The sequence below is a fragment of the Arthrobacter sp. FW306-05-C genome, assembly GCF_021801725.1.
GTDB lineage: Bacteria > Actinomycetota > Actinomycetes > Actinomycetales > Micrococcaceae > Arthrobacter.
The window spans coordinates 3,126,426-3,151,335 of record NZ_CP084556.1; the positions used below are offsets into that span (position 1 = coordinate 3,126,426).

24 protein-coding genes, 1 tRNA gene and 1 pseudogene are annotated in these 24,910 nt (G+C 65.5%); 8 read left to right on the forward strand and 18 right to left on the reverse strand.

All coding sequences use genetic code 11. The features are described from left to right. Positions 1 to 36 precede the first annotated feature (36 nt). Both rpoB and LFT44_RS14485 read right to left on the reverse strand, forming a co-directional pair. Positions 37 to 3,546, reverse strand: coding sequence for a DNA-directed RNA polymerase subunit beta (rpoB, locus tag LFT44_RS14480; protein ID WP_236799115.1), 3,510 nt, complete (start codon positions 3,544 to 3,546; stop codon positions 37 to 39). A gap of 312 nt (positions 3,547 to 3,858) precedes the next feature. Next, positions 3,859 to 4,350 carry a hypothetical protein gene (locus LFT44_RS14485; protein WP_236799116.1) on the reverse strand — a complete coding sequence of 164 codons (492 nt, stop codon included), beginning with the start codon at positions 4,348 to 4,350 and terminating at the stop codon, positions 3,859 to 3,861. Between the two features lie 247 nt (positions 4,351 to 4,597). On the opposite strand from LFT44_RS14485, the gene LFT44_RS14490 reads away from it, so the two are divergent. After that, positions 4,598 to 5,797, forward strand: a complete 1,200-nt coding sequence (locus tag LFT44_RS14490) for an acetyl-CoA C-acetyltransferase (RefSeq protein WP_236799117.1) — start codon at positions 4,598 to 4,600, stop codon at positions 5,795 to 5,797. Continuing rightward, positions 5,797 to 6,294 carry an aminoacyl-tRNA deacylase gene (locus tag LFT44_RS14495; protein WP_236799118.1) on the forward strand — a complete coding sequence of 166 codons (498 nt, stop codon included), beginning with the start codon at positions 5,797 to 5,799 and terminating at the stop codon, positions 6,292 to 6,294. The genes LFT44_RS14490 and LFT44_RS14495 overlap by 1 nt, the downstream gene beginning before the upstream one ends. A gap of 76 nt (positions 6,295 to 6,370) precedes the next feature. On the opposite strand, the gene rplL is transcribed toward LFT44_RS14495, so the two are convergent. The 9 genes and pseudogenes from rplL to LFT44_RS14540 form a co-directional block, all read right to left on the reverse strand. Beyond that, the gene (rplL, locus tag LFT44_RS14500; protein ID WP_236799119.1) at positions 6,371 to 6,748 is read right to left on the reverse strand and encodes a 50S ribosomal protein L7/L12; all 378 of its coding nucleotides are present in this window, start codon (positions 6,746 to 6,748) and stop codon (positions 6,371 to 6,373) included. 77 nt (positions 6,749 to 6,825) lie between these two features. Next, a complete protein-coding gene (rplJ, locus tag LFT44_RS14505; protein ID WP_221386458.1) occupies positions 6,826 to 7,407 on the reverse strand; it encodes a 50S ribosomal protein L10 in 582 nt (193 codons plus the stop codon). Positions 7,408 to 7,703: 296 nt separating this feature from the next. Beyond that, on the reverse strand, positions 7,704 to 8,822 hold the full coding sequence (locus LFT44_RS14510) for a GNAT family N-acetyltransferase (RefSeq protein ID WP_236799120.1): 1,119 nt from the start codon (positions 8,820 to 8,822) through the stop codon (positions 7,704 to 7,706). Positions 8,823 to 8,829: 7 nt separating this feature from the next. Further along, positions 8,830 to 8,958, reverse strand: a pseudogene (locus tag LFT44_RS14515) (GNAT family N-acetyltransferase); the annotation flags it as partial. Positions 8,959 to 9,161: 203 nt separating this feature from the next. Continuing rightward, on the reverse strand, positions 9,162 to 9,869 hold the full coding sequence (gene rplA / locus LFT44_RS14520) for a 50S ribosomal protein L1 (RefSeq protein ID WP_236799121.1): 708 nt from the start codon (positions 9,867 to 9,869) through the stop codon (positions 9,162 to 9,164). A 179-nt stretch (positions 9,870 to 10,048) separates the two neighbouring features. Next, positions 10,049 to 10,480, reverse strand: a complete 432-nt coding sequence (gene rplK / locus LFT44_RS14525; RefSeq protein WP_018760472.1) for a 50S ribosomal protein L11 — start codon at positions 10,478 to 10,480, stop codon at positions 10,049 to 10,051. A gap of 128 nt (positions 10,481 to 10,608) precedes the next feature. Then, complete coding sequence (nusG, locus tag LFT44_RS14530) at positions 10,609 to 11,421, reverse strand: transcription termination/antitermination protein NusG (protein WP_236799122.1); 813 nt, start codon at positions 11,419 to 11,421, stop codon at positions 10,609 to 10,611. 112 nt (positions 11,422 to 11,533) lie between these two features. Continuing rightward, complete coding sequence (secE, locus tag LFT44_RS14535) at positions 11,534 to 11,818, reverse strand: preprotein translocase subunit SecE (RefSeq protein WP_056388913.1); 285 nt, start codon at positions 11,816 to 11,818, stop codon at positions 11,534 to 11,536. A gap of 82 nt (positions 11,819 to 11,900) precedes the next feature. Continuing rightward, positions 11,901 to 11,973 (reverse strand) — tRNA-Trp (locus LFT44_RS14540). A gap of 276 nt (positions 11,974 to 12,249) precedes the next feature. Here LFT44_RS14540 and LFT44_RS14545 point away from each other — a divergent pair. Further along, a complete protein-coding gene (locus tag LFT44_RS14545; protein WP_236799123.1) occupies positions 12,250 to 13,467 on the forward strand; it encodes a pyridoxal phosphate-dependent aminotransferase in 1,218 nt (405 codons plus the stop codon). A gap of 172 nt (positions 13,468 to 13,639) precedes the next feature. On the opposite strand, the gene LFT44_RS14550 is transcribed toward LFT44_RS14545, so the two are convergent. After that, positions 13,640 to 14,329 (reverse strand): LuxR C-terminal-related transcriptional regulator, encoded by a 690-nt coding sequence (locus LFT44_RS14550; RefSeq protein WP_236799124.1) that lies wholly within the window; start codon positions 14,327 to 14,329, stop codon positions 13,640 to 13,642. Beyond that, positions 14,326 to 15,690, reverse strand: a complete 1,365-nt coding sequence (locus tag LFT44_RS14555) for an ATP-binding protein (RefSeq protein WP_236799125.1) — start codon at positions 15,688 to 15,690, stop codon at positions 14,326 to 14,328. The genes LFT44_RS14550 and LFT44_RS14555 overlap by 4 nt, the downstream gene beginning before the upstream one ends. 125 nt (positions 15,691 to 15,815) lie before the next feature. Here LFT44_RS14555 and LFT44_RS14560 point away from each other — a divergent pair, with 125 nt between their 5' ends. The 5 genes from LFT44_RS14560 to LFT44_RS14580 all read left to right on the forward strand — a co-directional run bounded on the left by LFT44_RS14560 (position 15,816) and on the right by LFT44_RS14580 (position 20,097). Then, complete coding sequence (locus LFT44_RS14560; RefSeq protein WP_236799126.1) at positions 15,816 to 17,576, forward strand: PspC domain-containing protein; 1,761 nt, start codon at positions 15,816 to 15,818, stop codon at positions 17,574 to 17,576. A 1-nt stretch (position 17,577) separates the two neighbouring features. Next, a complete protein-coding gene (locus tag LFT44_RS14565; protein WP_236799127.1) occupies positions 17,578 to 17,832 on the forward strand; it encodes a hypothetical protein in 255 nt (84 codons plus the stop codon). Positions 17,833 to 17,835: 3 nt separating this feature from the next. Further along, the gene (locus LFT44_RS14570) at positions 17,836 to 18,093 is read left to right on the forward strand and encodes a PspC domain-containing protein (protein WP_236799128.1); all 258 of its coding nucleotides are present in this window, start codon (positions 17,836 to 17,838) and stop codon (positions 18,091 to 18,093) included. A 215-nt stretch (positions 18,094 to 18,308) separates the two neighbouring features. Then, a complete protein-coding gene (locus tag LFT44_RS14575; RefSeq protein ID WP_236799129.1) occupies positions 18,309 to 19,334 on the forward strand; it encodes an ATP-dependent 6-phosphofructokinase in 1,026 nt (341 codons plus the stop codon). A 46-nt stretch (positions 19,335 to 19,380) separates the two neighbouring features. After that, positions 19,381 to 20,097 (forward strand): GNAT family N-acetyltransferase, encoded by a 717-nt coding sequence (locus LFT44_RS14580; protein ID WP_236799130.1) that lies wholly within the window; start codon positions 19,381 to 19,383, stop codon positions 20,095 to 20,097. Here LFT44_RS14580 and LFT44_RS14585 read toward each other — a convergent pair. The 5 genes from LFT44_RS14585 to LFT44_RS14605 all read right to left on the reverse strand — a co-directional run bounded on the left by LFT44_RS14585 (position 20,059) and on the right by LFT44_RS14605 (position 24,781). Further along, the gene (locus LFT44_RS14585; RefSeq protein WP_236799131.1) at positions 20,059 to 21,609 is read right to left on the reverse strand and encodes a DHA2 family efflux MFS transporter permease subunit; all 1,551 of its coding nucleotides are present in this window, start codon (positions 21,607 to 21,609) and stop codon (positions 20,059 to 20,061) included. The genes LFT44_RS14580 and LFT44_RS14585 overlap by 39 nt on opposite strands. 50 nt (positions 21,610 to 21,659) lie before the next feature. After that, on the reverse strand, positions 21,660 to 22,085 hold the full coding sequence (locus tag LFT44_RS14590) for an ankyrin repeat domain-containing protein (protein ID WP_236799132.1): 426 nt from the start codon (positions 22,083 to 22,085) through the stop codon (positions 21,660 to 21,662). Further along, positions 22,085 to 23,167 carry a CAF17-like 4Fe-4S cluster assembly/insertion protein YgfZ gene (ygfZ, locus tag LFT44_RS14595; RefSeq protein WP_236799133.1) on the reverse strand — a complete coding sequence of 361 codons (1,083 nt, stop codon included), beginning with the start codon at positions 23,165 to 23,167 and terminating at the stop codon, positions 22,085 to 22,087. The genes LFT44_RS14590 and ygfZ overlap by 1 nt, the downstream gene beginning before the upstream one ends. Positions 23,168 to 23,231: 64 nt before the next feature. Further along, positions 23,232 to 23,840 carry an FABP family protein gene (locus LFT44_RS14600; protein ID WP_236799134.1) on the reverse strand — a complete coding sequence of 203 codons (609 nt, stop codon included), beginning with the start codon at positions 23,838 to 23,840 and terminating at the stop codon, positions 23,232 to 23,234. Between the two features lie 173 nt (positions 23,841 to 24,013). Further along, positions 24,014 to 24,781, reverse strand: coding sequence for a permease (locus LFT44_RS14605; RefSeq protein WP_236799135.1), 768 nt, complete (start codon positions 24,779 to 24,781; stop codon positions 24,014 to 24,016). Positions 24,782 to 24,910 lie beyond the last annotated feature (129 nt).

The window sequence follows — 24,910 nt, forward strand, 5'->3', positions numbered from 1 at the left end:
ACGGCGGGTTCCCACCCGCCGTCGTACGGGCGCCTTCTAGACCTCTTCTACGGAGCTGGGCTCTGCGCGAGACAGATCGATGCCCAGTTCCTCCGCAGCCGTGAAGACTGCGTCATCAGAGTCACGCATTTCAATTGTGGTTCCGTCCGTGGAAAGAACTTCCACGTTCAGGCACAGCGACTGCATTTCCTTGATCAAGACCTTGAAGGATTCGGGAACGCCCGGCTCGGGGATGTTCTCGCCCTTGACGATCGCTTCGTAGACCTTCACACGACCGTGGATATCATCCGACTTGATCGTGAGGAGTTCCTGGAGCGTGTAGGCGGCGCCATAAGCTTCGAGCGCCCACACTTCCATTTCACCGAAGCGCTGGCCACCGAACTGTGCCTTACCACCCAGCGGCTGCTGCGTGATCATGGAGTACGGGCCGGTGGAGCGCGCGTGGATCTTGTCGTCCACCAGGTGGTGGAGCTTCAGGATGTACATGTAGCCGACCGAGATCGGATCCGGGAACGGCTCGCCGGAGCGGCCGTCAAACAGGCGGGTCTTGCCCGAGGAGTTGATCAGGCGGTCACCATCTCGGGTCACGTTCGTGGAATCCAGCAGGCCCGTGATTTCCTCTTCGCGGGCACCGTCGAACACCGGCGTTGCAACAGTGGTGGGACCACTCTCGCGGGGCAGGTTGGGGAGCTGCTTGACCCACTCCGGCTCGCCTTCGATCTTCCAACCGGTCTTGGCAACCCAGCCCAGGTGCGTTTCGAGCACCTGGCCCACGTTCATACGGCCCGGAACACCCAGCGGGTTCAGGACGATGTCGACGGGGGTACCGTCGGCCAGGAAGGGCATGTCCTCGATCGGGAGGATCTTGGAGATAACACCCTTGTTGCCGTGGCGGCCAGCGAGCTTGTCGCCGTCGGTGATCTTGCGCTTGGCAGCCACGTAGACGCGGACCAGCTGGTTGACGCCCGGGGGCAGTTCGTCGTCGTTGTCGCGGTCGAAGACGCGCACGCCGATGACGGTGCCGGACTCGCCGTGGGGCACCTTCAGGGAGGTGTCACGCACTTCGCGTGACTTCTCGCCGAAGATGGCGCGCAGGAGGCGCTCCTCCGGGGTCAGTTCGGTTTCACCCTTCGGGGTGACCTTTCCGACCAGGATGTCCCCTGCTTCAACCTCGGCACCGATGTGGATGATGCCGCGCTCGTCCAGCCCTGCGAGGACTTCCTCGGACACGTTGGGGATGTCACGGGTGATTTCCTCGGCACCAAGCTTGGTGTCGCGGGCATCGATCTCGTGCTCCTCGATGTGGATGGAGGAAAGGACGTCCTCGGCAACGATGCGCTGCGAGAGGATGATGGCGTCCTCGAAGTTGTGGCCTTCCCATGACATGAATGCCACGAGCAGGTTCTTGCCGAGTGCCAGTTCACCCTGGTCCGTTGCCGGGCCGTCGGCGATGATGCCGCCAACTTCCAGGCGCTGGCCTTCGTTCACCAGTACGCGGTGGTTGTAGCAGTTGCCCTGGTTGGAGCGGGCGAACTTGTTGATGCGGTAGTTGGTCTCTGTGCCGTCGTCGTTGAGCATGATGACGAGCTCGGCGGAAACCTCGGTGACCACACCGGCCTTCTTGGCAATGACAACGTCACCGGCGTCGACTGCGGCGGCGCGCTCCATGCCGGTGCCCACGACGGGGGCCTCGGAACGGACCAGCGGCACAGCCTGGCGCTGCATGTTGGCACCCATGAGTGCGCGGTTGGCGTCGTCGTGCTCAAGGAACGGGATCAGGGCGGTTGCCACGGACACCATCTGGCGCGGGGAAACGTCCATGAACTCAACGTCCTCGGCCGGAACCAGGACGGGCTCGCCTCCACCACCACGGGCACGCACGAGGACAGTGTCCTCGGCGAACTTGTTGTTCTCGTCCAGCGGCGCGTTGGCCTGGGCGATCAGCACCTCGGCTTCGTCGTCGGCCGTCAAGTACTGGACGTCGTCGGACACGACGCCGTCCTTGACCAGACGGTACGGGGTCTCGATGAAGCCGAACGGGTTGATGCGTCCGTAGGAAGCCAGCGAACCGATCAGGCCAATGTTGGGGCCTTCAGGGGTTTCGATGGGGCACATGCGTCCGTAGTGGGACGGGTGCACGTCACGGACTTCCATGCCGGCGCGGTCACGGGACAGACCACCGGGGCCAAGGGCCGACAGGCGGCGCTTGTGGGTCAGGCCCGAGAGCGGGTTGTTCTGGTCCATGAACTGCGACAGCTGGGAGGTTCCGAAGAACTCCTTGATGGCTGCAACCACGGGGCGGATGTTGATCAGGGTCTGCGGCGTGATGGCCTCGACGTCCTGGGTGGTCATACGCTCGCGGACAACGCGCTCCATGCGGGACAGGCCTGTGCGGACCTGGTTCTCGATGAGCTCGCCGACGGCGCGGATGCGGCGGTTGCCGAAGTGGTCGATGTCGTCGATTTCGACGCGCAGGTCCACTTCCTGGCCATCGCGGGTGCCCTTGATGGTCTTCTCGCCGGCGTGCAGCGCAACGAGGAACTTGATCATGGCAACGATGTCTTCAACGTGCAGGACAGAAGCTTCCTTGTCACCAAGGGAGCGGTCGATGCCCAGCTTGCGGTTGATCTTGTAGCGGCCAACCTTGGCCAGATCGTAGCGCTTGGAGTTGAAGTACAGGTTGTCCAGCAGGGACTGGGCAGCCTCAACGGTGGGCGGCTCGCCCGGACGCAGCTTGCGGTAGATGTCCAGGAGGGCGTCTTCGCGGGTTTCGGTGGCGTCCTTCTCCAGGGTTGCCCGCATCGAGTCGTACTGGCCGAACTCTTCGAGGATCTGGCCTTCGGTCCAGCCAAGGGCCTTCAGCAGGACGGTGACGGACTGCTTGCGCTTGCGGTCAAGGCGGACCCCGACCTGGTCGCGCTTGTCGATTTCGAGCTCGAACCACGCACCACGGGACGGGATGATCTTCGCGGTGAAGATGTCCTTGTCACTGGTCTTGTCAGCGGCGCGCTCGAAGTAGGCGCCCGGTGAACGAACCAGCTGGGAAACGACGACACGCTCGGTGCCGTTGACGACGAAGGTGCCCTTCTCGGTCATCAGCGGGAAGTCACCCATGAACACGGTCTGCTGCTTGATTTCGCCCGTGTTGTTGTTCATGAACTCGGCCTTGACGTACAGCGGAGCCGAGTACGTGGCGTCCCGGTCCTTGCACTCAGCCATGGTGTACTTGGGGTCAGCGAACTCCGGATCGGAGAAGCTCAGGGACATGGTGCCCTGGAAATCCTCGATCGGGGAGATCTCTTCGAAGATGTCCGACAGGCCGGACGTGGTGGCGACGCTGAGATCGTTTTCTTCGACAGCCTTTGCCACGCGTGCCTGCCAGCGCTCATTGCCGACCAGCCAGTCAAAGCTGTCCGTCTGCAGGGCAAGCAGATTCGGAACGTCAAGAGGTTCGTGAATCTTTGCGAATGAGAGCCGGCGAGTGGCACCATCAGTGCTGTCGGCAGTGTTAGCGGTTTCGTTATTAGAGGTGCTCGAGGCGACCAAGAGGGATCCTTCCACAGACCTTCAGGCGTTTTCAGATCTCCCCCGCTGTGCACCCTGCGAAGTGACTTCGCAGCGCTACCATCCGGTTCCGCTATATGACCCGGGACCCGAACTGGCTATGATGTGACCGTTTACGGCACGTTGATTGCCAGCTGTCGGGCGAAGCCCACCGCTATATGAAGGCTGAAGGTAAACAGGGAAGACGCAAATATCTACGATACGGCAAAACAACCTTCGTGTCTACCCCACATCCGGTCGGATTGCAAGCACCGGATATCCGTCCCCCAGCAGCCGCTTCCTGGGCTTCCCCTGTCAGAGCCGGAGGGTTACGCCCGCTGCAGTGCACGCCGCGGAGTTGGCGAAGACGGCATCCCTGACTGCGTCCTGGGATTCCTGCGCTGGCTTGCCGCCGGTCTCCGCTGCCGAGGACCGGTCCATGGCCAGCAGGCTTAGGGAGCTGAAAAGCCCCCTGAGGTCGCCGGACACGGTGTCCTTCGCGTCCTGCGCCTTCAGGTACACGTCCTCGTAGCCATTGGAGTCGGTGGGCGATACGGCGCCGTAGTCCGCCACCAGCTTGTTGAAGAGTTCGCAGGATTCCCGGGTTCCGGCAGCGTCGGGGCCTTGGCCCACCCCGCCCGTAGCTGTGCCACCGACTGCCGGGCTGCTGCTTTCCGTTTCCCGGGCCGGGGCCGAAGGGGAAGTGGCGGACGGAGCAGATTCTGCCGGTGCCGGCGTGGACACAGAGCAGCCTGCCAGCGCGCAGCCGGTCAATACCGCGATCACTGCCGCCGTCACTGTCTTCATCACGATTCCCATTCCGTCCGTCCCGCGTGCCGGCCCAGTCCCCCGCAAAGAGTTTCCGCTGCAAAGAACGCCCCTCAAAGCCTCGCCGTCCACCCTACGCAACCGGCCGCCGTCGTGCACAATGCCCGGATGGGGACCCCTCCCCTGCCAGGAATGCACATAGGCGTTCCAGCGTTTGCATAGTTGGGTGACCAGGCTCACGATAGCCTTGGTGGCCTACACCGGAACCGGATTGAAAGTGGTAACCATGGTCAACTCTCCCGACAGCAACGACGTTGTCATCCTCGGGGCGGCACGGACTCCGCAGGGCCGGATCAACGGCCAACTCTCCAGCCTTACGGCAGTGGAACTGGGTGCCCACGCCATCAAGGCCGCGCTGGCAGGCAGCGGTGTGGAGGCCGCCGACGTGGAGGCGGTCATCATGGGGCAGGTGCTGCAGGCGGGCGCCGGACAGAACCCGGCACGGCAGAGCGCCATCGGCGCCGGCATCGGATGGAATGTCCCCGCGGTAACGGTCAACAAGGTGTGCCTTTCCGGTCTGACAGCGGTGATCGACGCAGCCCGGATGATCCGCGCCGGCGAGGCTGCGGTGGTGGTGGCAGGCGGGCAGGAGTCGATGAGCCGGGCCCCGCACCTGCTTCCCGGATCACGCCAGGGGTGGACGTACGGATCCATCCAGGCGCTGGACGCTGCCGCGCACGACGGCCTGACCGACGCCTTTGACGGACAGTCCATGGGCCTGTCCACCGAGACGCGCAACCTCACGCTGGGCATCGACCGAACCTCGCAGGACAACGTGGCTGCCCAGTCGCACCAGCGTGCGGCGCTTGCGGCCAAGAACGGAACGTTCGACGGCGAGATCGCACCTGTCAGCGTCAAGCAGCGCAAGGGCGACCCGCTGGTGGTGGATACTGACGAGGGCGTCCGTCCGAATACGTCGGTGGAGTCGCTGGCCGGCCTGCGGGCGGCCTTCGTTACCGATGGCACCATTACGGCGGGCAACTCCTCTCCCCTGTCCGACGGGGCCGCCGCCCTGGTGCTCGCTTCGCGCGGCTACGCCGAAGAGCACGGGCTGGAATACCTGGCGGTGGTGGGAAAGCCGGGCCAAGTTGCCGGTCCTGACAACTCCCTGCACTCACAGCCTTCGAATGCCATTCTGAATGCCCTTGGCAAGGCCGGCTGGAACACCTCCGACCTCGACTTCATCGAGATCAACGAGGCGTTCGGCTCCGTCGCGGTGCAGTCCCTCAAGGACCTGGACTACCCCTTGGAAAAGTGCAACATCCACGGCGGCGCCATCGCACTCGGTCACCCGATTGGCGCCTCCGGAGCCCGCCTGGCCGCCCACGCCGCCCATGAGCTGAAGCGGCGCGGAACCGGCAGGGCTGCCGTATCCCTCTGCGGCGGGGGCGGGCAGGGCGAGGCCCTCCTGCTGTACCGCGACTGATGGCGGGCGCATCCGGAAACGGAACGGACGGCGTCGGGCAGGAACGCTTCCTGGCCGACGCCGAGGCCCGGGGCCTGCAGGTCGAGGTAGTGGAGCGGCCCGCAGCGAGGAGCCTCGAAGAGGCCGCGGACATCCTGGGCATCAGCCCGGCGGACATCGTCAAGTCGCTCGTGGTCAAGCGCAAGGACGGGACCTTCCTGTTCGCCCTGATCCCGGGCGACCGGCAAATCTCCTGGCCCAAGCTGCGCACACTCGTGGGCGTCAACAAGCTGTCCCTGCCGCCTGCCGAAACCGCGCTGGAAGCGACCGGTTACGAGCGTGGCACCATCACGCCCCTGGGCAGTACCACGGCATGGCCTGTCTACGCTGATGCCACCATTACCGGCCGCCGTATCTCCATGGGGGCCGGTGCCCATGGCTACAGCGCCTTTGTTGACGCCGATGCACTCACTGCAGCGCTGGGCGCGGTGGTGGCTGACATCAGTGAGCCCGGCTAGGTCCGGAAATGGTTAAAGCAGGAAACCCCGCCCAACTGGTTCGCAGTGGGGCGGGGTTTCCCGGGAAAAGGCGCTGTTACTTGAGGGTAACGGTGGCGCCTGCAGCCTCGAGCTGATCCTTGGCCTTCTCGGCAGCTTCCTTGTTGGCGCCTTCGAGGACAGCCTTGGGAGCGCTGTCAACCAGGTCCTTGGCTTCCTTGAGGCCGAGGGAGGTGATGGCGCGAACTTCCTTGATGACTGCGATCTTCTTGTCACCGGCAGATTCGAGGATGACGTCGAAGTCGGTCTTCTCTTCAACCTCTTCAGCAGCTCCGCCACCGGCAGGGCCGGCAACGGCTACAGCAGCAGCGGTAACTTCGAAGGTCTCTTCGAAGAGCTTGACGAACTCGGAGAGCTCGATGATGGTCAGTTCCTTGAAAGCTTCAATGAGCTCTTCGTTGCTGAGCTTCGCCATGGTAGGCGTCCTTCCTGTTGTGGTGTCCGAACGGCGCTGGGCCGGACTGGCACCGGAGTCTGGTGGGGGTAAGAGAATTAGTTCTCTTCGGCAGCGGGAGCTTCGGCGGCAGCGTCGGCTTCAGCGGCAGGAGCTTCTTCAGCGGCGGGCGCTTCGGCAGCTGCCGGTGCACCGTTCTCTTCTTCAAGCTTGAGGCGCAGTGCGTCGATGATGCGTGCAGCTGCGGCGGCAGGGGCCTTGAGGACGCCTGCAACCTTGGCGAGCTGCAGCTCACGGGACTCGAGGGCAGCCAGTGCGGCAACCTCGCTGGCGTCCAGCGCCTTGCCCTCGAAGTAACCGGTCTTGATGACCAGCTGCTTGTTGGCCTTGGCAAAATCCGTCAGGCTCTTGGCAGCGGCAACTGCGTCACCCTTGATGAACGCGATTGCAGTGGGGCCGGCAAGCTGGCCGTCGAATGCTTCGACGCCGGCTTCCTTGGCTGCAATGGCGGTCAGGGTGTTCTTAACGACCGCGAACTTGGTGTCCTGGCCGAGAGAAACACGCAGCTGCTTGAGCTGTGCAACGGTGAGCCCGCGGTATTCGGTCAGGACAGCGGCGTTCGATTCCTTGAAATCGTTAGTGATCTCAGCTACTGCTGAAACCTTGGTAGGCGTTGCCATAACCCTCCTTCCGGGGATAGTGCCGGTATTCGACGGTCCCCGCTCAAGAGAGCTAAAACTAAAAACGCCCCGCGCAGATGCACGGGGCTTGGCTCAACGCGGCTGTACCGCGGAACTTTGCTTCGTTCACCTGCGCCGGCCGCCCTGCGTTGAGGGTCCTTCGTCCGGAAAGCCACTGTTGTCCCCAGCGCACAACTACAGAGTTGAGCCATGTTCAGGAGAGTGGATTTCCAACAACCGACGGTCTTTGGTACACCCAGCTTACGCGAGGCGGTACCCGTCCTCCAAATCGGGCCTCAACTGGTGCTGGTATGCAGGGTGGGAAGCTCTTTTTGCCAGATTCCCGTAACTCCCGCAGTCTGGAAACCGAGCTGCTTGTTGACCGTCAGGAGGTACCGGTTCTCCGGCGCATTCCAGGTGTAGATAATGCGCGCATCCGGGAACTGCTCACTGAGCCGTTCCATATTGGCCACCTTGATCAGCAGGCCCAGCTTGTTGCCGCGGTGCTCCTGCAGGATCAGGGTGTCGTCCTGGAACACGACATCGGCCCGGTGCGCCAGCACCGTGATGGTGGTCAGTCCCACCAGCGCTCCCGTGGCGATATGCTCCACGGCGGTGACCACCGTCCGTCTCCCCTGCGCGATGGCGACGTCTTCCGCCTCCCGAAGGATGCCGGCGTCGAACACCATGTCCTGCTCAATCGGCGCATCCAGGGAAGGGTCAACGTCCACCCCCGTCTGGTTCTCCAGGGCCGCCACCGCCTCCAGCCAACGCTCGGGGCAGCGGTCCGTCCAATGGTGCAGCCGGTACCTGCCGTTGTTCGCTTCCTCGGCTTCGGCCTGGAGGTCTGCCACGAGCTTGGTGTCCAGGGGCAGGAGGCAGGAGCTGAACTGCTCAATGTGCTGAAGCGTGTACCCGGTTTTCCGGGCGAACTCCACCTCCCGGCTCTCCAGCGGCACGAACCCCTGCCCCGACCCGGGGACCAGCTGGGCCTGCTCAAACTCGTGCAGTGAAGCGCCGGGGTGATTGGTGTCCACCAGGATCATGGTGCGGCCTTCACCCCGGGCCAACTGTTCGGCCGCCTCCAGCAGCCGGCGTCCAACGCCCTGCCGCTGGTACTCCGGAAGGATGTCGAGGGTGAGCTCGGCGAGGTCAAGGTGGTCGGTAAGGGGCAGCGCAATGTCCACCGTGCCCACAATGGCCCCGTCCACCTTGGCCACGAGGATCAACTGGCGCTCATACGGGTCCGCGAACTCCAGCAGCTTCTCAAGCGGACCATAGGCGAGATCGTCACTGCCCCAGGTCTGCATCCGCACTTTGCGGCCCACTTCCACGGCCGCCAGGAAGTCCGCAGCGTCCGGGGTGTCCAATGAGTCGGGGATCCAGAGCTGCTCGATCTTAACGTCTATTGCCATTCGGGCATCATCCCAGCCGTTTCTGCCACTCACCTTCATAACCAACAGGTTTGAATCCAAGTGCAACACTTATCGCCAGCATATGCTGGTTTTCGCTGGCATTCCATGTCCGGGCCGAGCGCGCCGAGGGTCGTTGCTCCCTGCGTCCGGAGGAAGCACGACGGCGGCAATCACCAATCCGGCGCGAGCAGTCCGGGTTGCGTTCAGACGGATCGGCGTGGCCGCTCAAGCCAGCTTAGGGAAAGCGCCGGGTCAAAAAGAAGACCGCCCCGGCGCTGATGCGCCGGGACGGTCTTCGGATGCTCCGGAATCAGTCCGGGCAGGAACTTCAATCAAGGACTACGCCTCGGTGAGCACCTTGGTGACGTTGGGGTCCACGGAGATGCCGGGGCCGAACGTGGTGGCCACGGTGGCCTTCTGGATGTAGCGGCCCTTGGATGCCGACGGCTTGAGGCGAAGAACCTCTTCCAGGGCGGCTGCGTAGTTCTCAGCCAGCTTCTGTGCGTCGAAGGAAACCTTGCCGATGATGAAGTGCAGGTTGGAGTGCTTGTCGACGCGGAAGTCGATCTTTCCACCCTTGATGTCGTTGACGGCCTTGGTGACGTCGGGGGTCACGGTGCCCGTCTTCGGGTTCGGCATAAGGTTACGCGGGCCCAGGACCTTACCGAGGCGGCCAACCTTGCCCATGAGGTCAGGGGTGGCAACGGCGGCGTCGAAGTCGGTCCAGCCGCCTGCGATCCGTTCGATCAGGTCATCGGAACCAACGAAGTCGGCGCCGGCGGCGATTGCGGCCTCAGCCTTGTCACCCGTGGCGAAAACCAGAACCCGGGCGGTCTTACCGGTGCCGTGGGGCAGGTTGACGGTGCCGCGGACCATCTGGTCAGCCTTGCGGGGGTCGACGCCGAGGCGGAAGGCAACCTCAACGGTGGCGTCGAACTTGGACGGGTTGGTGTCCTTGGCCAGCGTTACTGCCTCGAACGGTGCGTAGTGCTTGGTTGCATCGATCTTGGCGGCTGCTGCCTCATATGCTTTGCTGCGCTTTGCCATGCTGCTTGTTTCTCCTTGTGCAGTTGTGGTCTGCGGACCGCGCTGGGCCCTGCCACAGTCGCCCAATCCGGTTCGTTATCCGGCCGGATGGCCAACATTTGAATTTTCTTGGTGCCGGTGTCCCGGCGGTGCCGCCCGTCGTCGTCAATTACCACGACGCTGGACAGCGGTATGGGGAATTAGCCCTCGACGGTGATGCCCATGGAGCGGGCGGTGCCGGCGATGATCTTCGCTGCGCCTTCGAGGCTGGTGGCGTTGAGGTCTTCCATCTTGGTGGAGGCGATCTCGTTGACCTGGGCCTGGGTCAGCTTGGCAACCTTGACGGTGTGCGGGGTGGATGAACCCTTGGCAACGCCTGCAGCCTTCTTGATGAGCTCTGCAGCCGGCGGGGTCTTGGTGATGAACGTGAAGGAGCGGTCTTCGTAGACCGTGATTTCCACGGGGATGACGTTTCCACGCTGGGCTTCCGTGGCAGCGTTGTACGCCTTGCAGAATTCCATGATGTTGACACCGTGCTGGCCAAGCGCAGGACCGATCGGCGGGGCCGGGTTGGCGGCACCTGCCTGGATCTGCAGCTTGATGAGGCCGGTGACCTTCTTCTTGGGAGCCAATGTAGGGTCCTTCTCTCAATAACGTCCTGGGGCACAGGAGCGTGCCTCAGGTTTTTGGCCGCCATGGCAAGGCGGCCGGCCGTTCCGGTGCCGCTAAGCGGGCGGCGCCGGGACGAATTCTAGGATTCTCAGATCTTGGTGACCTGGTTGAACGCCAGGGTGACGGGCGTTTCGCGCTCGAAGATGGAGACAAGCACCACGAGGGTCTGGGACTCGGGCTTGATCTCGGAGATCGTGGCGGGAAGGGTCTCGAACGGGCCTTCCTTGACGATGACGGACTCGCCGACCTCGAAGTCCACGGCCACGGGAGCCTGGTTCTGCTTGTTGACCGGCTTGCCCTTCTCGGCCTGCTCCTCTTCGAAGACAGGGGCGAGCATGGAGAAGACCTCGTCCAGGCGCAGCGGGACCGGGTTGTGGGCGTTGCCCACGAAGCCGGTGACGCCGGGGGTGTGGCGGACGGCGCCCCAGGAGGCGTCGGTCAGGTCCATGCGGACCAGGACGTAGCCGGGGATGCGGACGCGGTTGATCACCTTGCGCTGGGCGTTCTTGATCTCCACGACTTCTTCCATGGGCACCTGGATTTCGAAGATGTAATCTTCCATGTCCAGGGTCTGGATGCGGGTTTCAAGGTTGGCCTTCACGCGGTTTTCGTAACCGGCGTAGGAGTGGATGACGTACCAGTCACCTTCCTGGCGGCGCAGCTTGGCCTTGAATTCCTCGGCCGGGTCCGCAGCTGCACTGGCTGCCGCGGCGGCAAGGGCGTCGGTCTCTTCGTCACCGGCTTCTGCAGCGTCGGCAGCGTCTGCGTCGGCAACATCGGAGGCGGCGTCGTCGGATTCGGGCGCGGAGGACTCAACCTCGGACTCTTCGCCGGCTTCTGCCGTGACGTCCGGGGATTCTTCCAGCCCAGTCTCGGTTACCTCGAGCTCCTGCTCAGACACTTGGTCTCCTGCTTCCTCATTGCCTAACATGCCTATTTAAATGGCTCAATTCCGCACACCGGTGCATCCTTCCGGTTTCCCGGCGGAACACGCGGCCTGCGGACCGTGCAGCCTAGCTGTCCTTGGGACCGGTGCCGCCAAAGATCCAGCTGACAGCGGTTCCGAAACCTATGTCCAGCAGGCTGACGATGACCATCATGATGGCCACGAACACCAGCACCACGAGCGTGTAGTTGATCAGTTCCTTGCGGGTGGGGGCAACAACCTTCTTCAGTTCGCCGATGATCTGGCGGACAAAGAGTGCAATGCGGGCGAAGAAGTTTGCCTTGGCTTCCTTCTTAGCTGGGCGGCCCTTGGAGCTGCTGGCAGCTGTTTCGGTCACCTGGTCCTCGCTCATCTTTGCAATGGTGGATTACCCGGCCCTGATCAGAACCATGGTTGCTGCGCCTGCCCCGGGCTTTCGCCCGGAACAGCTTGCGCAGGGCAGACAGGACTCGAACCTGCAACCTGCGGTTTTGGAGACCGCTGCGCTACCAATTGCGCCACTACCCTATGGAGTGAATTGCACTCTGTGACGACCCAACACCAGCTTGAACTGGGGCACACGTCATCATCCGTGTTTCAACACCGGTGAACCAGTCTACGCAAGAACTTCGCGTAGGTAAAACCGGCCCGTTCCGACCCATCCGTCGCCGGGTCTGAAACCTGCTGCGCGGGGCAGTCATAAATCAAAACCGGCACCCCGGAGGGTCCGGTGAACAGCATAGAGTAGAACTCGTCGAATCCCACATTCCAGCCTCCCGGCTGCAAGCGAAGAACGGACCTGCCATGTCTGCCGCCCGCGTTTCCCAACGCATTTCCGCAATTGCCGAATCCGCAACCCTGGCCGTTGATGCCAAGGCCAAGGCGCTGAAGGCAGCTGGCCGGCCGGTTATTGGCTTCGGCGCGGGCGAACCCGACTTCCCCACCCCGGACTACATCGTCCAGGCGGCCGTTGAGGCTGCCGGCCAGCCCAAGTTTCACCGCTACTCCCCCGCCGGCGGCCTGCCCGAGCTGAAGAAGGCCATCGCGGAGAAGACCCTGCGCGATTCGGGCTACAAAGTGGAGCCCTCGCAGGTACTGGTGACCAACGGCGGCAAGCAGGCCGTGTACAACACGTTCGCCACCCTGGTGGACCCGGGCGACGAAGTCCTCGTACCCGCCCCGTTCTGGACCACCTACCCGGAGGCCATCCGGCTGGCCGGCGGCGTCCCCGTAGAGGTCTTCGCCGGTCCGGAGCAGGACTACCTGGTGACCGTCGACCAGCTCGAAGCAGCCGTCACGGACCGCACCAAGATCCTGCTGTTCGTCTCGCCGTCGAACCCCACCGGCGCTGTCTACTCCCCGGAGCAGGTGGCGGAGATCGGCAAGTGGGCCGCCGCCAAGGGCCTGTGGGTGGTCACGGACGAGATCTACGAGCACCTGACCTACGACGGCGTCCCCTTCACCTCCATCGCCACGGCCGCCCCGGAACTGGGCGACAAGGTGGTCATCCTCAACGGTGTCGCCAAGACCTACGCCATGACCGGCTGGCGCGTGGGCTGGATGATCGGCCCCGCCGACGTCATCAAGGCGGCCACCAACCTGCAGTCGCACGCCACCTCCAACGTCTCCAACATCATGCAGATCGCGGCCCTCGCCGCCGTTTCCGGCCCGCTGACCGCCGTCGACGAGATGAAGGTGGCCTTCGACCGCCGCCGCAAGGCCATCGTGGCTGGGCTGAACGCGATCGACGGGGTGGAGTGCCCGACGCCGAAGGGCGCCTTCTACGTGTATGCGGACGTCCGTGCGCTGCTGGGCAAGGAATTTCCGACGGCGTCCGGCACCGCCACGCCGCAGACCTCCGCCGAGCTCGCCTCGCTGATCCTCGACGAGGTTGAGGTGGCAGTGGTTCCGGGCGAGGCATTCGGTCCCTCCGGCTTCCTGCGCCTGTCCTACGCCCTGGGCGACGACGACCTCGCCACCGGCGTGCAGCGCCTGCAGGACTTCCTGGGCAAGGCCCAGTAGGACGCCCGCTCACTTTTCACAGGCACAACCCTAACGCCCGCTCACTTCCTTAAGGAAAGTGAGCGGGCGTTTGGGTTTAAGCGACCAAAGGTGAGCGGGCGTTGGCGCTTAAGCCGCCAAAGGTGAGCGGGCGTTGAGGGAACGGTTGCCAAAAGTGAGCGGGTGTTCGTCGCTAGAGGAGGCGGCGCTCCGCGGCCCACTTGGTTAGTTCATGGCGGCTGGAGAGCTGGAGCTTGCGCAGCACTGCCGACACGTGGGTTTCCACGGTCTTGATGCTGATGAAGAGCTCCTTGGCCACCTCCTTGTAGCTGTAGCCGCGGGCGATCAGGCGCATGACCTCGAGTTCGCGGGCGGAGAGTTTGTCCAGTTCGTCGTCGGCGATGTCCGCGGGAGCGGTGCCGAAGGCATCCAGGACGAACCCGGCAAGGCGGGGCGAAAAGACTGCGTCACCGCCGGCCACGCGGAACACGGCGTCCGTGATTTCGGCGCCGGAGATGGTCTTGGTGACATAGCCGCGGGCGCCGGCTCGGATCACGGCCACCACGTCCTCGGCGGCGTCAGAGACGCTCAGGGCCAGGAAGCGCGTGGTGGACAGCAACGCGGCGGAACCGGCGATGACCTCGCGGCCGCCGCCGCCAAGGCCGCCGGGCAGGTGTACGTCCAAAAGGACGACGTCAGGCCGCTGCTCTGCGATGACGGCGATGGCCTGCTCCACCGTGGCAGCCTCCCCCACCACCTGGATGCTGGCGTCGAGGTCGGCTTTCAGTCCGGACCGGAAGATGGCGTGATCGTCGACGATGACCACCCGCACCGAGTTGGCCGGCCGGGCGCTTCCGGCACCTGTCCCCTGCGTCGTGTTCATGATTTCCCTTCCGCATGTTCTGCTGTAGCCGGCAGTCGAAGCCGGACCTCGGTGCCGTCCCCGGTGCTGAGGATGGCAGCCGAGCCGCCGTGGCGTTTCATCCTGCCGATGATCGATTCCCGTACACCCAACCGGTCCGCCGGTACATCGCCCAGTTCAAAGCCCGGCCCCCTGTCCTTGATGAAGATCTCTGCCTGTCCATCCGATGCCTCGAGGTAGACCGAGACCGTCCCGCCGCCGTAGCGTGATGCGTTGAGCATGGCCTCACGGCTGGCCTGGACCAGGGCTTCGCGTGCCTCGGTCATGGCGGCATCGCCAACGGTGACCACCTCCACGGCATGGCCCAAGAGGTCCTCCACCTCAGCGGCGACGGCCTTGATCCGGTCCGACAGCTGTCCGCTTTCGCGGCCCGCGTCCTGGAACAGCCAGCCCCTCAGCTCACGTTCCTGGGCACGCGCCAGGCGGACGACGTCGTGCTCGTTGCCTGCCCGCCGTTGGATCAGGGCGAGCGTCTGCAGCACGGAATCGTGGAGATGGGCGGCAATCTCCGCCCTTTCCGTCTCCCGGATCCTGCCGGCGCGCTCAGCTTCCAGGTCCCGCCAGAATTTCAGTGCCCACGGCAGCAGGACCAGCACCACACCGCCCAGCACGGCCACGGAGGCAAGCAGCGCAAGCCACGTCTGCTCCCACGATCCTGAGCCGGAGACCATCACCAGGACGCCGGCCACCACCAGGGCCAGTCCGGCGGCGAGCCTGCCCCACCCGCCGGCCTGGTCGGCCTTGGTCTTGTCCACCAGCCCGGCTCTGCGGGTTTCGTCCAGCTGCATCCACGCGATGGAGGCACCGCCCAGGACGGCGGCGGCGGGGATCAGCGTGCCGAGGGAGACGTCCACGCCCAGCAGTTGGGCGATCATGATGCCGGCCACCAGCAGGAGCCCACAGCCCAGGAGGATTTCCTTGCCGTACCGCATACCGCGCGCCCGGAACCATGGTGGGGCAGCGGACGCCCGGCCGTCCGCAACCGAACCGGCGGCACCCGAATGAGGTCCGCCGTCGGGCGCTGCTCCCTGCAACGGATCACCCGGAGTGCCCTGGCCCTGCACTGGATGGCTTACGGCGGGGGCAATGGGCGACGCCGGCCGGCGGGCATTGCGGCGGGCGGCCTCATCCGCCGTGGGAACCATGATCCACAGCCACGCGTAGAAGACCAGGCCTGCCCCGCCCGCGAAGGAGGCGAGGACCATGGCCAGCCGGACGTTCTTGACCGGCCAGCCCAGGTGTGCGGCGAGGCCCGAGCACACCCCGGCGATGACACGGTCGCTGCTCCGTGCCAGGGGCGGGCGCGCCGGGAGGGTTGTCATGGATCAATCCAAGCACGGATCAGGGTGGCCCGGACCGCATCCGGCCGGTTCCCGGGGACAGCTCAGGGACGGTTCAGGGTTTCCCCCAGTAGAGCGTGAACCCGGCCGGGCGGGAGGATCGAGGTATGAACTCGCAGACCCCCTCCCCCGACGACGAACACCCTGCCGAACACCTCCCTGAAGGGCCGCACGGCAAGGGCAGCGAGCAGCCCACCGAGCCACTGCCGTCTTCCGATTCAATATCTTCGGCCGGCGCGACGGATCCCTCCACCGCGCCCTCCGGGGGCCGCCCAATCGGGGCTTCAGACCCCATCGATCCAATGGCTCCGGACTATCCCTCCGCTGGCGGCCAGGCAGCCGGCCCGGGCAGCGGTGCTGCTCCGGGTCCGGGTGCTGGTCCGGGCCCTGGTGCCGGCTCCGGCCCTGACTACGCCTTCCACAACAACCCGGCTCCGGCTCCCTCAACGGACTTCTTTGGCTGGATCAGGAGCAACGGCATCTACCGGGGCAACGACCGGTGGATCGGCGGCGTGTGCAGCGGCATCGCCCACCGGCTGAATGTGGATCCCATCATCATCCGCGGTGTCTTCATCGTCCTGACCCTCCTGGCCGGTATCGGCGTGCTGCTCTACGGCCTGGCATGGGCCTTCCTCCCGGAACCGGACGGCAGGATCCACGTCCAGGAAGCCGGCGCCGGGCGCTGGTCCAGCGGCATGACGGGCTCCCTGATCGCCACGGTCCTGGGACTGACGGGCCTGGGCGGAGGCTTCTGGGGGTGGAACCATAACGGCCTGAGCGGCCTGCTGTGGACCGTGTTCTGGGTGGGAGGTGCGATCTACCTGGTCTACTACCTTTCCCAGCGCAACAAGGCCCACCCCACCATGGCCGGGCACGGATCAGTCCACGGAACAACCCAACCCTCGGGGCACTCAGGCACGGGATACACGTCGTCATTCTCCGCCGGCACGGCTTCAGCCCCGGCACCTGGACAATCTTCGGCGCCTACGTCCGGCAGCGGGGCGCCCACCTATGGCAGTGGGCCCACGTATCCCAGTGGCACGGGGCCCAGCGCCTACGGCCAGGGCGGTTACGGCAGCGCAGGCACGGGCACCGGCAGCGGGTATGGCGGCACGTTTCCCAGTAGCGCGGTCCCTGGCGCGGGTGTGCCCGGCGGCAGCACACCAGGCGGACCCGGCAGCGGTGTCCCCGGCGGAGGCAGCTACCCGGCGCCCTGGGTCCCGCCGCGGCCGCCTAAGCCCCGCCCGTCCGGTCCCGGCGCCCCGGCCGTGGCCATCGCAACCGGCTGTGCCCTGCTGGTGGGCGGTGGGCTCAAAGCGCTGGACGCCGCCAACCTCATCAGCCTGGGCGGGTCTGCCAACGCCATTGTGTGGGCCAGCGCAGCCGTAGTCCTCGGCCTGGGCATCCTGATAGCGGGGCTGCGCGGCCGGAGCGCGGGCATCCTGAGCCTCTTCGCCGTGATCGCCCTTGTCACCGGGGGCGTCTACAACACCGTGGATGACGGCCGGATGCGTTTCCAGCAGGTGGACTGGAACCCGGCAAGCATTGAGGAGGCGCGCGGGGGCATCGACATCACCGCCGGCCGGGGAACCGTGGACCTCACGGACCTGTCCCCCAGCGCCCCCCTGACCTCCGACGTCGTGGTTCCCCTGGACGTCACCGCCAGCAACGTCACCGTGGTCATCCCGCACAACCTGCCCGTGGACATCAAGGCGGACATGACCATGGGGAACCTGAACGAGGTAAGCGGCCAGCGCGGCGGTACCACCACCCGCGAAAGCAGCTACAACACGGACAGGCCCGGCAACCACCTGGTGGTGCAGATCGACGGCACCTTCAGCAACGTCACGATTCAGGAAGGCAACTGACATGGACAGCAGCAACATTCCGACGGCGGAACCGGACACCGGGGGCCCGGCACCTGCCAGGGTGGGAACGGTGGTGTGGGGACTGATCGTCCTGGCGCTGGCCGTGCTGATCCTCGTGGCGCAGCTGGGAATCATCACCCTCAACGGCACCTACGTCCTGATCGGCCTCATGATCGGAGCGGGCGTGGCCCTGGTGGTCGGCGGCCTGCTCTCCGCCCGGAAACGTGACAACGAACCAACTACAGGGAAGTCTTGAACCATGGATAAGTTCTTCAGCATTGTCAGGGGCTTTGGCCTGAAGCGCGGCCCGCAGCGCTGGCTCGGCGGAGTGCTGGGAGGCATCGCCGCACAGCTCAACGTGGACGTGGCCTACGTGCGCATCGCGTTCCTGCTGTTCTGTCTCCTCCCCGGACCCGCCGTGATCTTCTACCTCCTGGCCTGGATCATCATCCCCGACCAGCGGCACGAGATCCTGCTCCAGACGTTCCTGGACCGCCGCTCGCTCAACCGGCCCTGAACGCTCGCTGAAACGGACCCGGCTTCCACCCGCCGGCCAAGGCCCCTGCCTGTGCGAATGCTTCGCCAGGCAGGGGCCTTTTGCTGTTCTCCGCTTCCGGACAGCGGGCCCTAATGTAACCGGTTTGTGTCGTACCCCACACACCCCACTACACTTCTAGGTGAGCTCAGCGTGGCGCTCTGCCTGTAAACCTTCTCCCAGGATTTGAGCCGAACATGAAAATTGGAATCCTCACCAGCGGTGGCGACTGCCCCGGATTGAACGCCGTCATCCGCGGCGCCGTGCTGAAAGGCATCGCCGTCCACGGCCAGGAATTCGTCGGATTCCGTGACGGTTGGCGCGGCGTGGTGGAGGGCGACATCATCGACATTCCCCGCACCATGGTCCGTGGCATCGCAAAGCAGGGCGGCACCATCCTGGGCACCTCCCGCACCAACCCGTTCGAAAACGGCGGCGGCCCCGAGGCGATCAAGGCCCACATGGACCGGCTGGGCATCGATGCCATCATCGCCATCGGCGGTGAGGGAACCCTTGCTGCGGCCAAGCGCCTGACCGACGCCGGACTGAAGATCGTCGGCGTCCCCAAGACGGTGGACAACGACCTTGATGCCACCGACTACACCTTCGGTTTCGACACCGCAGTGCAGATTGCCACCGAGGCCATCGACCGGCTCCGGACTACCGGTGAATCCCACCACCGCTGCATGATCGCCGAAGTGATGGGCCGGCACGTGGGCTGGATCGCCCTGCACGCCGGCATGGCCGCCGGCGCCCACGCCATTCTCATCCCCGAGCAAAAAGTCAGCATTGAGCAGATCACCGAGTGGGTCAAGGAAGCCCAGCACCGTGGCCGTGCGCCCCTGGTGGTGGTGGCCGAAGGGTTCGTGCCGGAGCACATGGAAAGCCCGCACTCCGAGCGCGGCCTGGACACCTTCGGCCGGCCTCGCCTGGGCGGCATCGCCGACCAGCTCGCCCCCGAGCTCGAAGCCCGGACCGGCATCGAAACCCGAGCCACGATCCTGGGCCACATCCAGCGCGGCGGCGTCCCCTCCGCCTTCGACCGCGTCCTGGCCACCCGGCTGGGCATGGCCGCTATCGACTCCGTGGTGGAGGGCTACTGGGGCACCATGGTGGCGCTGAAGGGCACGGACATCCGCCACGTTGCATTCGAGGAAGCCCTGGGCCAGCTCAAGACCGTCCCGCAAAACCGGTACGACGAGGCCGCGGTCCTGTTCGGTTAGGCCTGTCCTGTTCGGCTAAGCCTCCGGTCCGCCCTAGGCTGGGACCATGACACTCGATCCCGGCTCTGCGGCCATCATCCAGCTTGCGTGGGCGCGCCGGCTGGGCCTTGACGACGACGCTTTCGGCGATGCACTCGCGTCCGGGAACCGGATTGTCCGCGCCGACGAATCATGCCGCACGGTGGAGTTCGTGCGGCTGTTCGGGAGTTCGGCGCTGGTGGGCCCGCAGAGCGTCATCGATGCCGCTGAGGACATTCCTGATGAGGAGATGGCCCACCACGTCACGCTCCTGAAACTGACCAGGGACCGTGGCGGCCATGGGCTGGGGTCGGCGGCTCTGTTCTTCGCGGACGACTTGCCGCTGCAACAACCGTCCGAGGAACTGACCGTCTCGCACGGCAACCCGGAGGCGATCGAGCTGGAGGGGCGCTGCCCGCCGGACGACGTCAACGAAGTGGGCCTTTCCGACCTGGAGAACCGCTTCACCATCGTGCACCAGCTGGACGGCAGGCGCGTTCCCCTGGCCTGCGGTGCCTACGGGGAATGGGAAGGCCTGCTGGCCAATATGGGCGTGCTGGTGGATCCCGAGTGGCGCCGGCAGGGCCTGGGCTCGCTCGCCGGATCCATAGCGGCCCACGAGGCACTCGCCGCCGGACTGACCCTGCAGTGGCGCGCCGACGTCAGCAACACCGGGTGCCTGGCACTGGCCCGAAAACTTGGACTCTCAGCCGGCGGAATCCAGACCAGCGTCCACCTTCGCTGACGCTTGACCGCCCTGGCCGTGGCTCTCCCCGCCGTGCTGGCCCTGGGTGCTCCAGCCCTGGACCGGCTGGGGCTTGGCGAAGAACAGTGCCACCGCCGCCCCCACCAGGATTACCCCGGCGGGCAGCAGCATGGACTGGCCCATCGCCGTCGAGAATCCACTGTGGAGTAACTCGGGCAGCGGGCCGCCCATGGCAAGGCCTTCGCCCGCGGCCCCGCCGGGACCACCCGACGGAAGTTCGGCGGCAAGCCGGGACTGGATCAGCACAGCGATGGCGGCGCTGCCCAGGACCGCGCCGATCTGGCGGGTGGTGTTGTAGACACCCGACCCGGCACCGGCCTGGCGCGGGGGCAGGTTCCGGGTGGCCGTGGTGCTCAGCGGGGCCCAGATGCCGGCGTTGGCAAAGCCCAGCACCGCGCTGGGGAGCAGGAACATCAGGATGGGCGTGTCGGGCTGCATCAGTGAGGAGTTCCAGAGCAGCGCGACTGCCATGAGCACCAGGCCGGTGGCCGTAATGAATTTCGGGTTGACCCGGTCCACCAGCTTGCCCACCACGGGTGCAAGGCCGCCGGAAATCAGCGCCATGGGCACCATCATGAGGGCCGACTGCGTGGGGGTGAGGCCCCGGACCAGCTGGTAGTAGAAGATCAGCGGCAGGCTGAAGGCAGTCACGGTGAAGCCCACGGTGGTGATGCCGATGTTGGCGAGCGAGAAGTTCCGGTCCCGGAAGAGTCCCAGCGGCAGCAGCGGCTCGCCCTTGTTGAACCGCTGCCAGAGGACGAAAGCGGCCAGCACCACGATGCCGGCTATGATCAGGCCCCACACGCTGATGGGTCCAACGATGGTGCCCCAGTTGTAGGTCTCCCCCTCCTGGATGCCGAACACCAGCAGGAAGAGGCCGACGGCACTGAGCAGCACGCCGGGAATGTCGAACCGGTGCGGGTGCGTGCTGAGGGCTGGAACGTTGCGCAGCGCCAGGATGAAGCCCACGACGCCGATGGGCACGTTGATGAAGAAGATCCACTCCCAGCCAAGGCCGTCCACCAGGACGCCGCCGAGGATGGGGCCCACCAGGGTGGCCATGCCGGCAGTTGCACCCCAGACAGCCATGGCTGAACCGCGGCGGTCCGGCGGGAAGATGCGGGTGATCACGGCCATGGTCTGCGGGGTCATCATGGCCGCGCCAAGGCCCTGGAGGACGCGGGCGGCAATCAGGATCCGGACGTCACCGGACAGGCCGCACCACAGCGACGCGAGGGTGAAGACCACCAGGCCGGTGAGGTAGAGCTTCTTGGGCCCGAACCTGTCACCCAGGCGGCCGGTGATCAGCAGCGGGACGGCGTAGGCCAGCAGGTAGGCGCTGGTCACCCAGATCACCGAGTTAATGTCGGCGTGCAGGCCTTCCATGATCCGGGGGTTGGCCACGGACACGATGGTGGTGTCGATCAGGATCATGAAGAACCCGATCACCAGGGACCACAGGGCCGGCCAGGGCTTTTCTACGTTTTCCACTCGGTCATCCTTTTGAAGTTATGGCCGTGCCGCGCGGGCACTTGGTAAGGCTAGCCCAGCAGGTCCAGGATCTCCGTGCGGGCAAACATTTGCGCCGCGGCGCGCGCCGATGGCGCACCGGCGTCCGGATCCGCGCCGGCGCGCAGCAGGACCCGGGCCACGTCCGTGTAGCCCTTGAATGCCGCTCCGGCGAGGGGCGTCTGTCCCCGGTCATTGGCGGTGTTTGCGTCGGCCCCGTGCTGCAGGAGCAGCTCGACGGTGCCGGCGTGGCCATGGTATGCGGCCAGCATCAGCAGGGAGTCCCCCGCAGCGTTCGTCATGGTGGCGGGGGCGCCGGCGTCCAGGTAGGCACCAAGCAGTGCGTTGTTTCCTTCACGCGCAGCCTGGAAGAGCGCATGCGCCAAAGCCAGCGCGTCGTCGTCGTGTCCTTCCGCTGCTTCCGCCCCAATGTGGACGGGCGTGGTGTTCTCGGTCATCAGCGTGGCCCCCTCAGGAATCCGGTCTGGCGCCCCACAACCTGGCCGGCGTCGGGGGCGACAATGAGTTCCTGGGCGGCCGGATACGGCTCGTCGCCGTCCAGGACGGTCAGTATTTCATCTGGGGCAACGGAACGCTTTATGACCGCCAGGGCCACGGGCCCCATCTCGTAGTGCTGTGCCACGGAGGTCACCGCTCCCACTTTTCGCTCTCCCGCCAGGACCGGGCTGCCGGCGGCGGGCAGGGTGTGCTGCGAGCCGTCCAGCTGCAGGAACACCAGCCGGCGCGGCGGATGGCCCAGGTTGTGGACGCGGGCGATGGTTTCCTGCCCCTTGTAGCAACCCTTCGCCAGGTGCACGGCCGTGCGCAGCAGGTCCAGTTCGTGCGGGATGGTCTTGTCATCGGTTTCGGCGCCGATCCGGGGACGCCAGGCAGCGATGCGCAGGGCTTCCGCGGCGAGCACGCCTGCCAGCGCGCGTCCGCTGACAGCTTCCTCCAGCTCGGCGGCGGGGACGAGGTACTCGAACCAGGGACGCTCCACGCCCGGATGGTGCTCCTCCGAGACGGTGGCGTAGGAGTAACCCCCGGCTCCCACGTGCGGCCACGGATCCTGCCAGGCAAGGTAGCCGGACCATTCGGGAACTGCCCGGGTGCTCCCCACCACGGCCCAGTCCGCGGAGACGTCGGCGATCTCCACCCGCAGCATGAACTTCATCCGGTTGAGGTACTCAGCAAGGGGCGCGGCCTCCGCTGCCTCCACGATCAGCCAGGTGGTCCCGCCGTCGTCAACCACCCGGGCATCAAAGTCGATACGGCCCTGGACGCTCAGGAGCAGCAGCTCGCTGGACTCGCCGGGCTTGAGGGCTGCCACCTGCTGCGAGGACAGGGTGTTGAGCCAGCTCAGCCGGTCCGGCCCGGTGACGGTGACCACGCCGCGGTGGGAAAGGTCGACGACGGCGGTTCCGGCTGCGAGGGCGCGCTGCTCGCGCAGCGGCTCACCGTAGTGGGCGGCGACACCGGCATCAGGGCCGGCGGCCTCTACGGCGCCGGGGCGCGACAACAAAGGGCTGGGCGTAGTCATATGAAGTAGAAGTCCTTGGCGGTCAGCGGTATTCCGGATTTCCGGAATCGGGGTGAAACCCTGCTCAGGAGACCCGGTGCAGGAACGCGGAGGCGTGGGCCTCAAGTCCCTTGCCGGCTTCTCCGCCGGTGGCTACGTCCCACCGCCACAGCAGGTTGCCGTCCACCAGCCCGAAGATCCGGGTGGCGGCGCTGTAGTCCTTGGAGTGGCTGCCGCGCATCACCATGTCGGTGGTGAGCTGGATCTGCGGGCCCTTGATCTGGCCGTAGTACAGCTCCGAGATTCCGCCCGGATGCGCGATGGACACGGAGATGTCGAAGCCTCCGTCCTTGTTGCGCAGCGCTTCCACCTCGTCGGCGCTCTTCAATACCGGCACGATGTCTGCCGGCACCAGGCCGGGACCGCCGTCGGCATCCAACTGCTTGCGCTCCAGCGCCCAGAACCCTGTCTCGACGGTGAGCGGCCGCAGCCGCGTCCCTTCGTCGTCGGTCAGCCAGCTCTCCGCACGGTACTGAAGGTACGGCAGGCCGTTGTGGGTGAAGGAGACGTGCTGCAGGAAGTGTTCGGAATCCTCGTCGCCGCTGCCGAGCCGGCCGCGGCCCTCCCACTCACCAATGAGCCAGGAAAGCGGGACGAGTTCAGGCGTCAGGTCTGTAGGAATCTCAATGGGCATTGGTCTTACCTCCAGATGCGGCTGGCTCCGGAAAAGGGGTGGCTACTTCTGGCCCTTGAAGAGGCGGTAGACCACGAAACCGGCGAACCAGGCCATGGACAGGCTCGCGATGCCGAGCAGGACAAGGAAGAAGATTTCAAAAGCAAGTACGGACATGGTGCCATCCTAACCCGTTAGTAGATGAGTAGTTTGTCTATGAAGTAGGCGAGGGATCCCACAGCCGACACCGGGGCAAGGCCCATGCCCAGTGCGGCGGAGATGTTCAGTGGGGCGCCGCGAAGCGTCGCAAGACGGCGGAAGCTCGCCAGGACCGCACCCACCACCACGCCGAAGATTGCGGCCGGCAGGACGGCGATATCGGACAGGACCAGTCCCGCGAGCGGACCTGCCAGTCCCGCAAGCACCACTCCCAGCGGGGCAACGATGCTGTCCGGCCAGCGGATGAGCCCGGCAAGCAGGGCCACTGCCGCGCTGATGGCCGCCACCAGGAGCATCTCGCGGACCCCGTTGAAGCGGGCGCCGGCAATCCAGCCTGCGCCGAGGCAGGACAGCAGCACGCCCGCGCAGCATCCAAGGGTGGATTCCAGCCGCTGCGCCTGGCCGGTGCCGCGGATCAGCTGCACCACGAAGACAGCCATCATCCCCAGCGCCACAAATGTCGGCGTCCAGTCCAGGTACCCCGGGGCCGGGGCCACGGCGGCGGCCACTGCCGAGGCTGCACCGGGCAGGGCGATGACTGCGGCGAGGGTCTTCTTGGCGGGGATGCGCAGGAAGTGCGGCCACCCAATGCCCACAGCCGCGGCGATCAAGATGCCGACGGCGACGAGCGCCTCCGGGGACGCGTAGACCCCGGCGATGATGGCGATGAGGCCGGCGATTCCGACGACTCCGATGCTCCAGGATCCAAGCGAACGCACGGGCGCCTGCAATTCGGCCGTCATGTGCGGCCCGGCCTGAGGTTCGTCCGTGCACTCACTGCGCTGCTTTCCCATCCTGGCATTCGGCCGGAAGGCTGGTCCGCCCCCTCATGGCAGGGCTGGTCAGCCCTGGTTCAATCCTGCCTTATATGA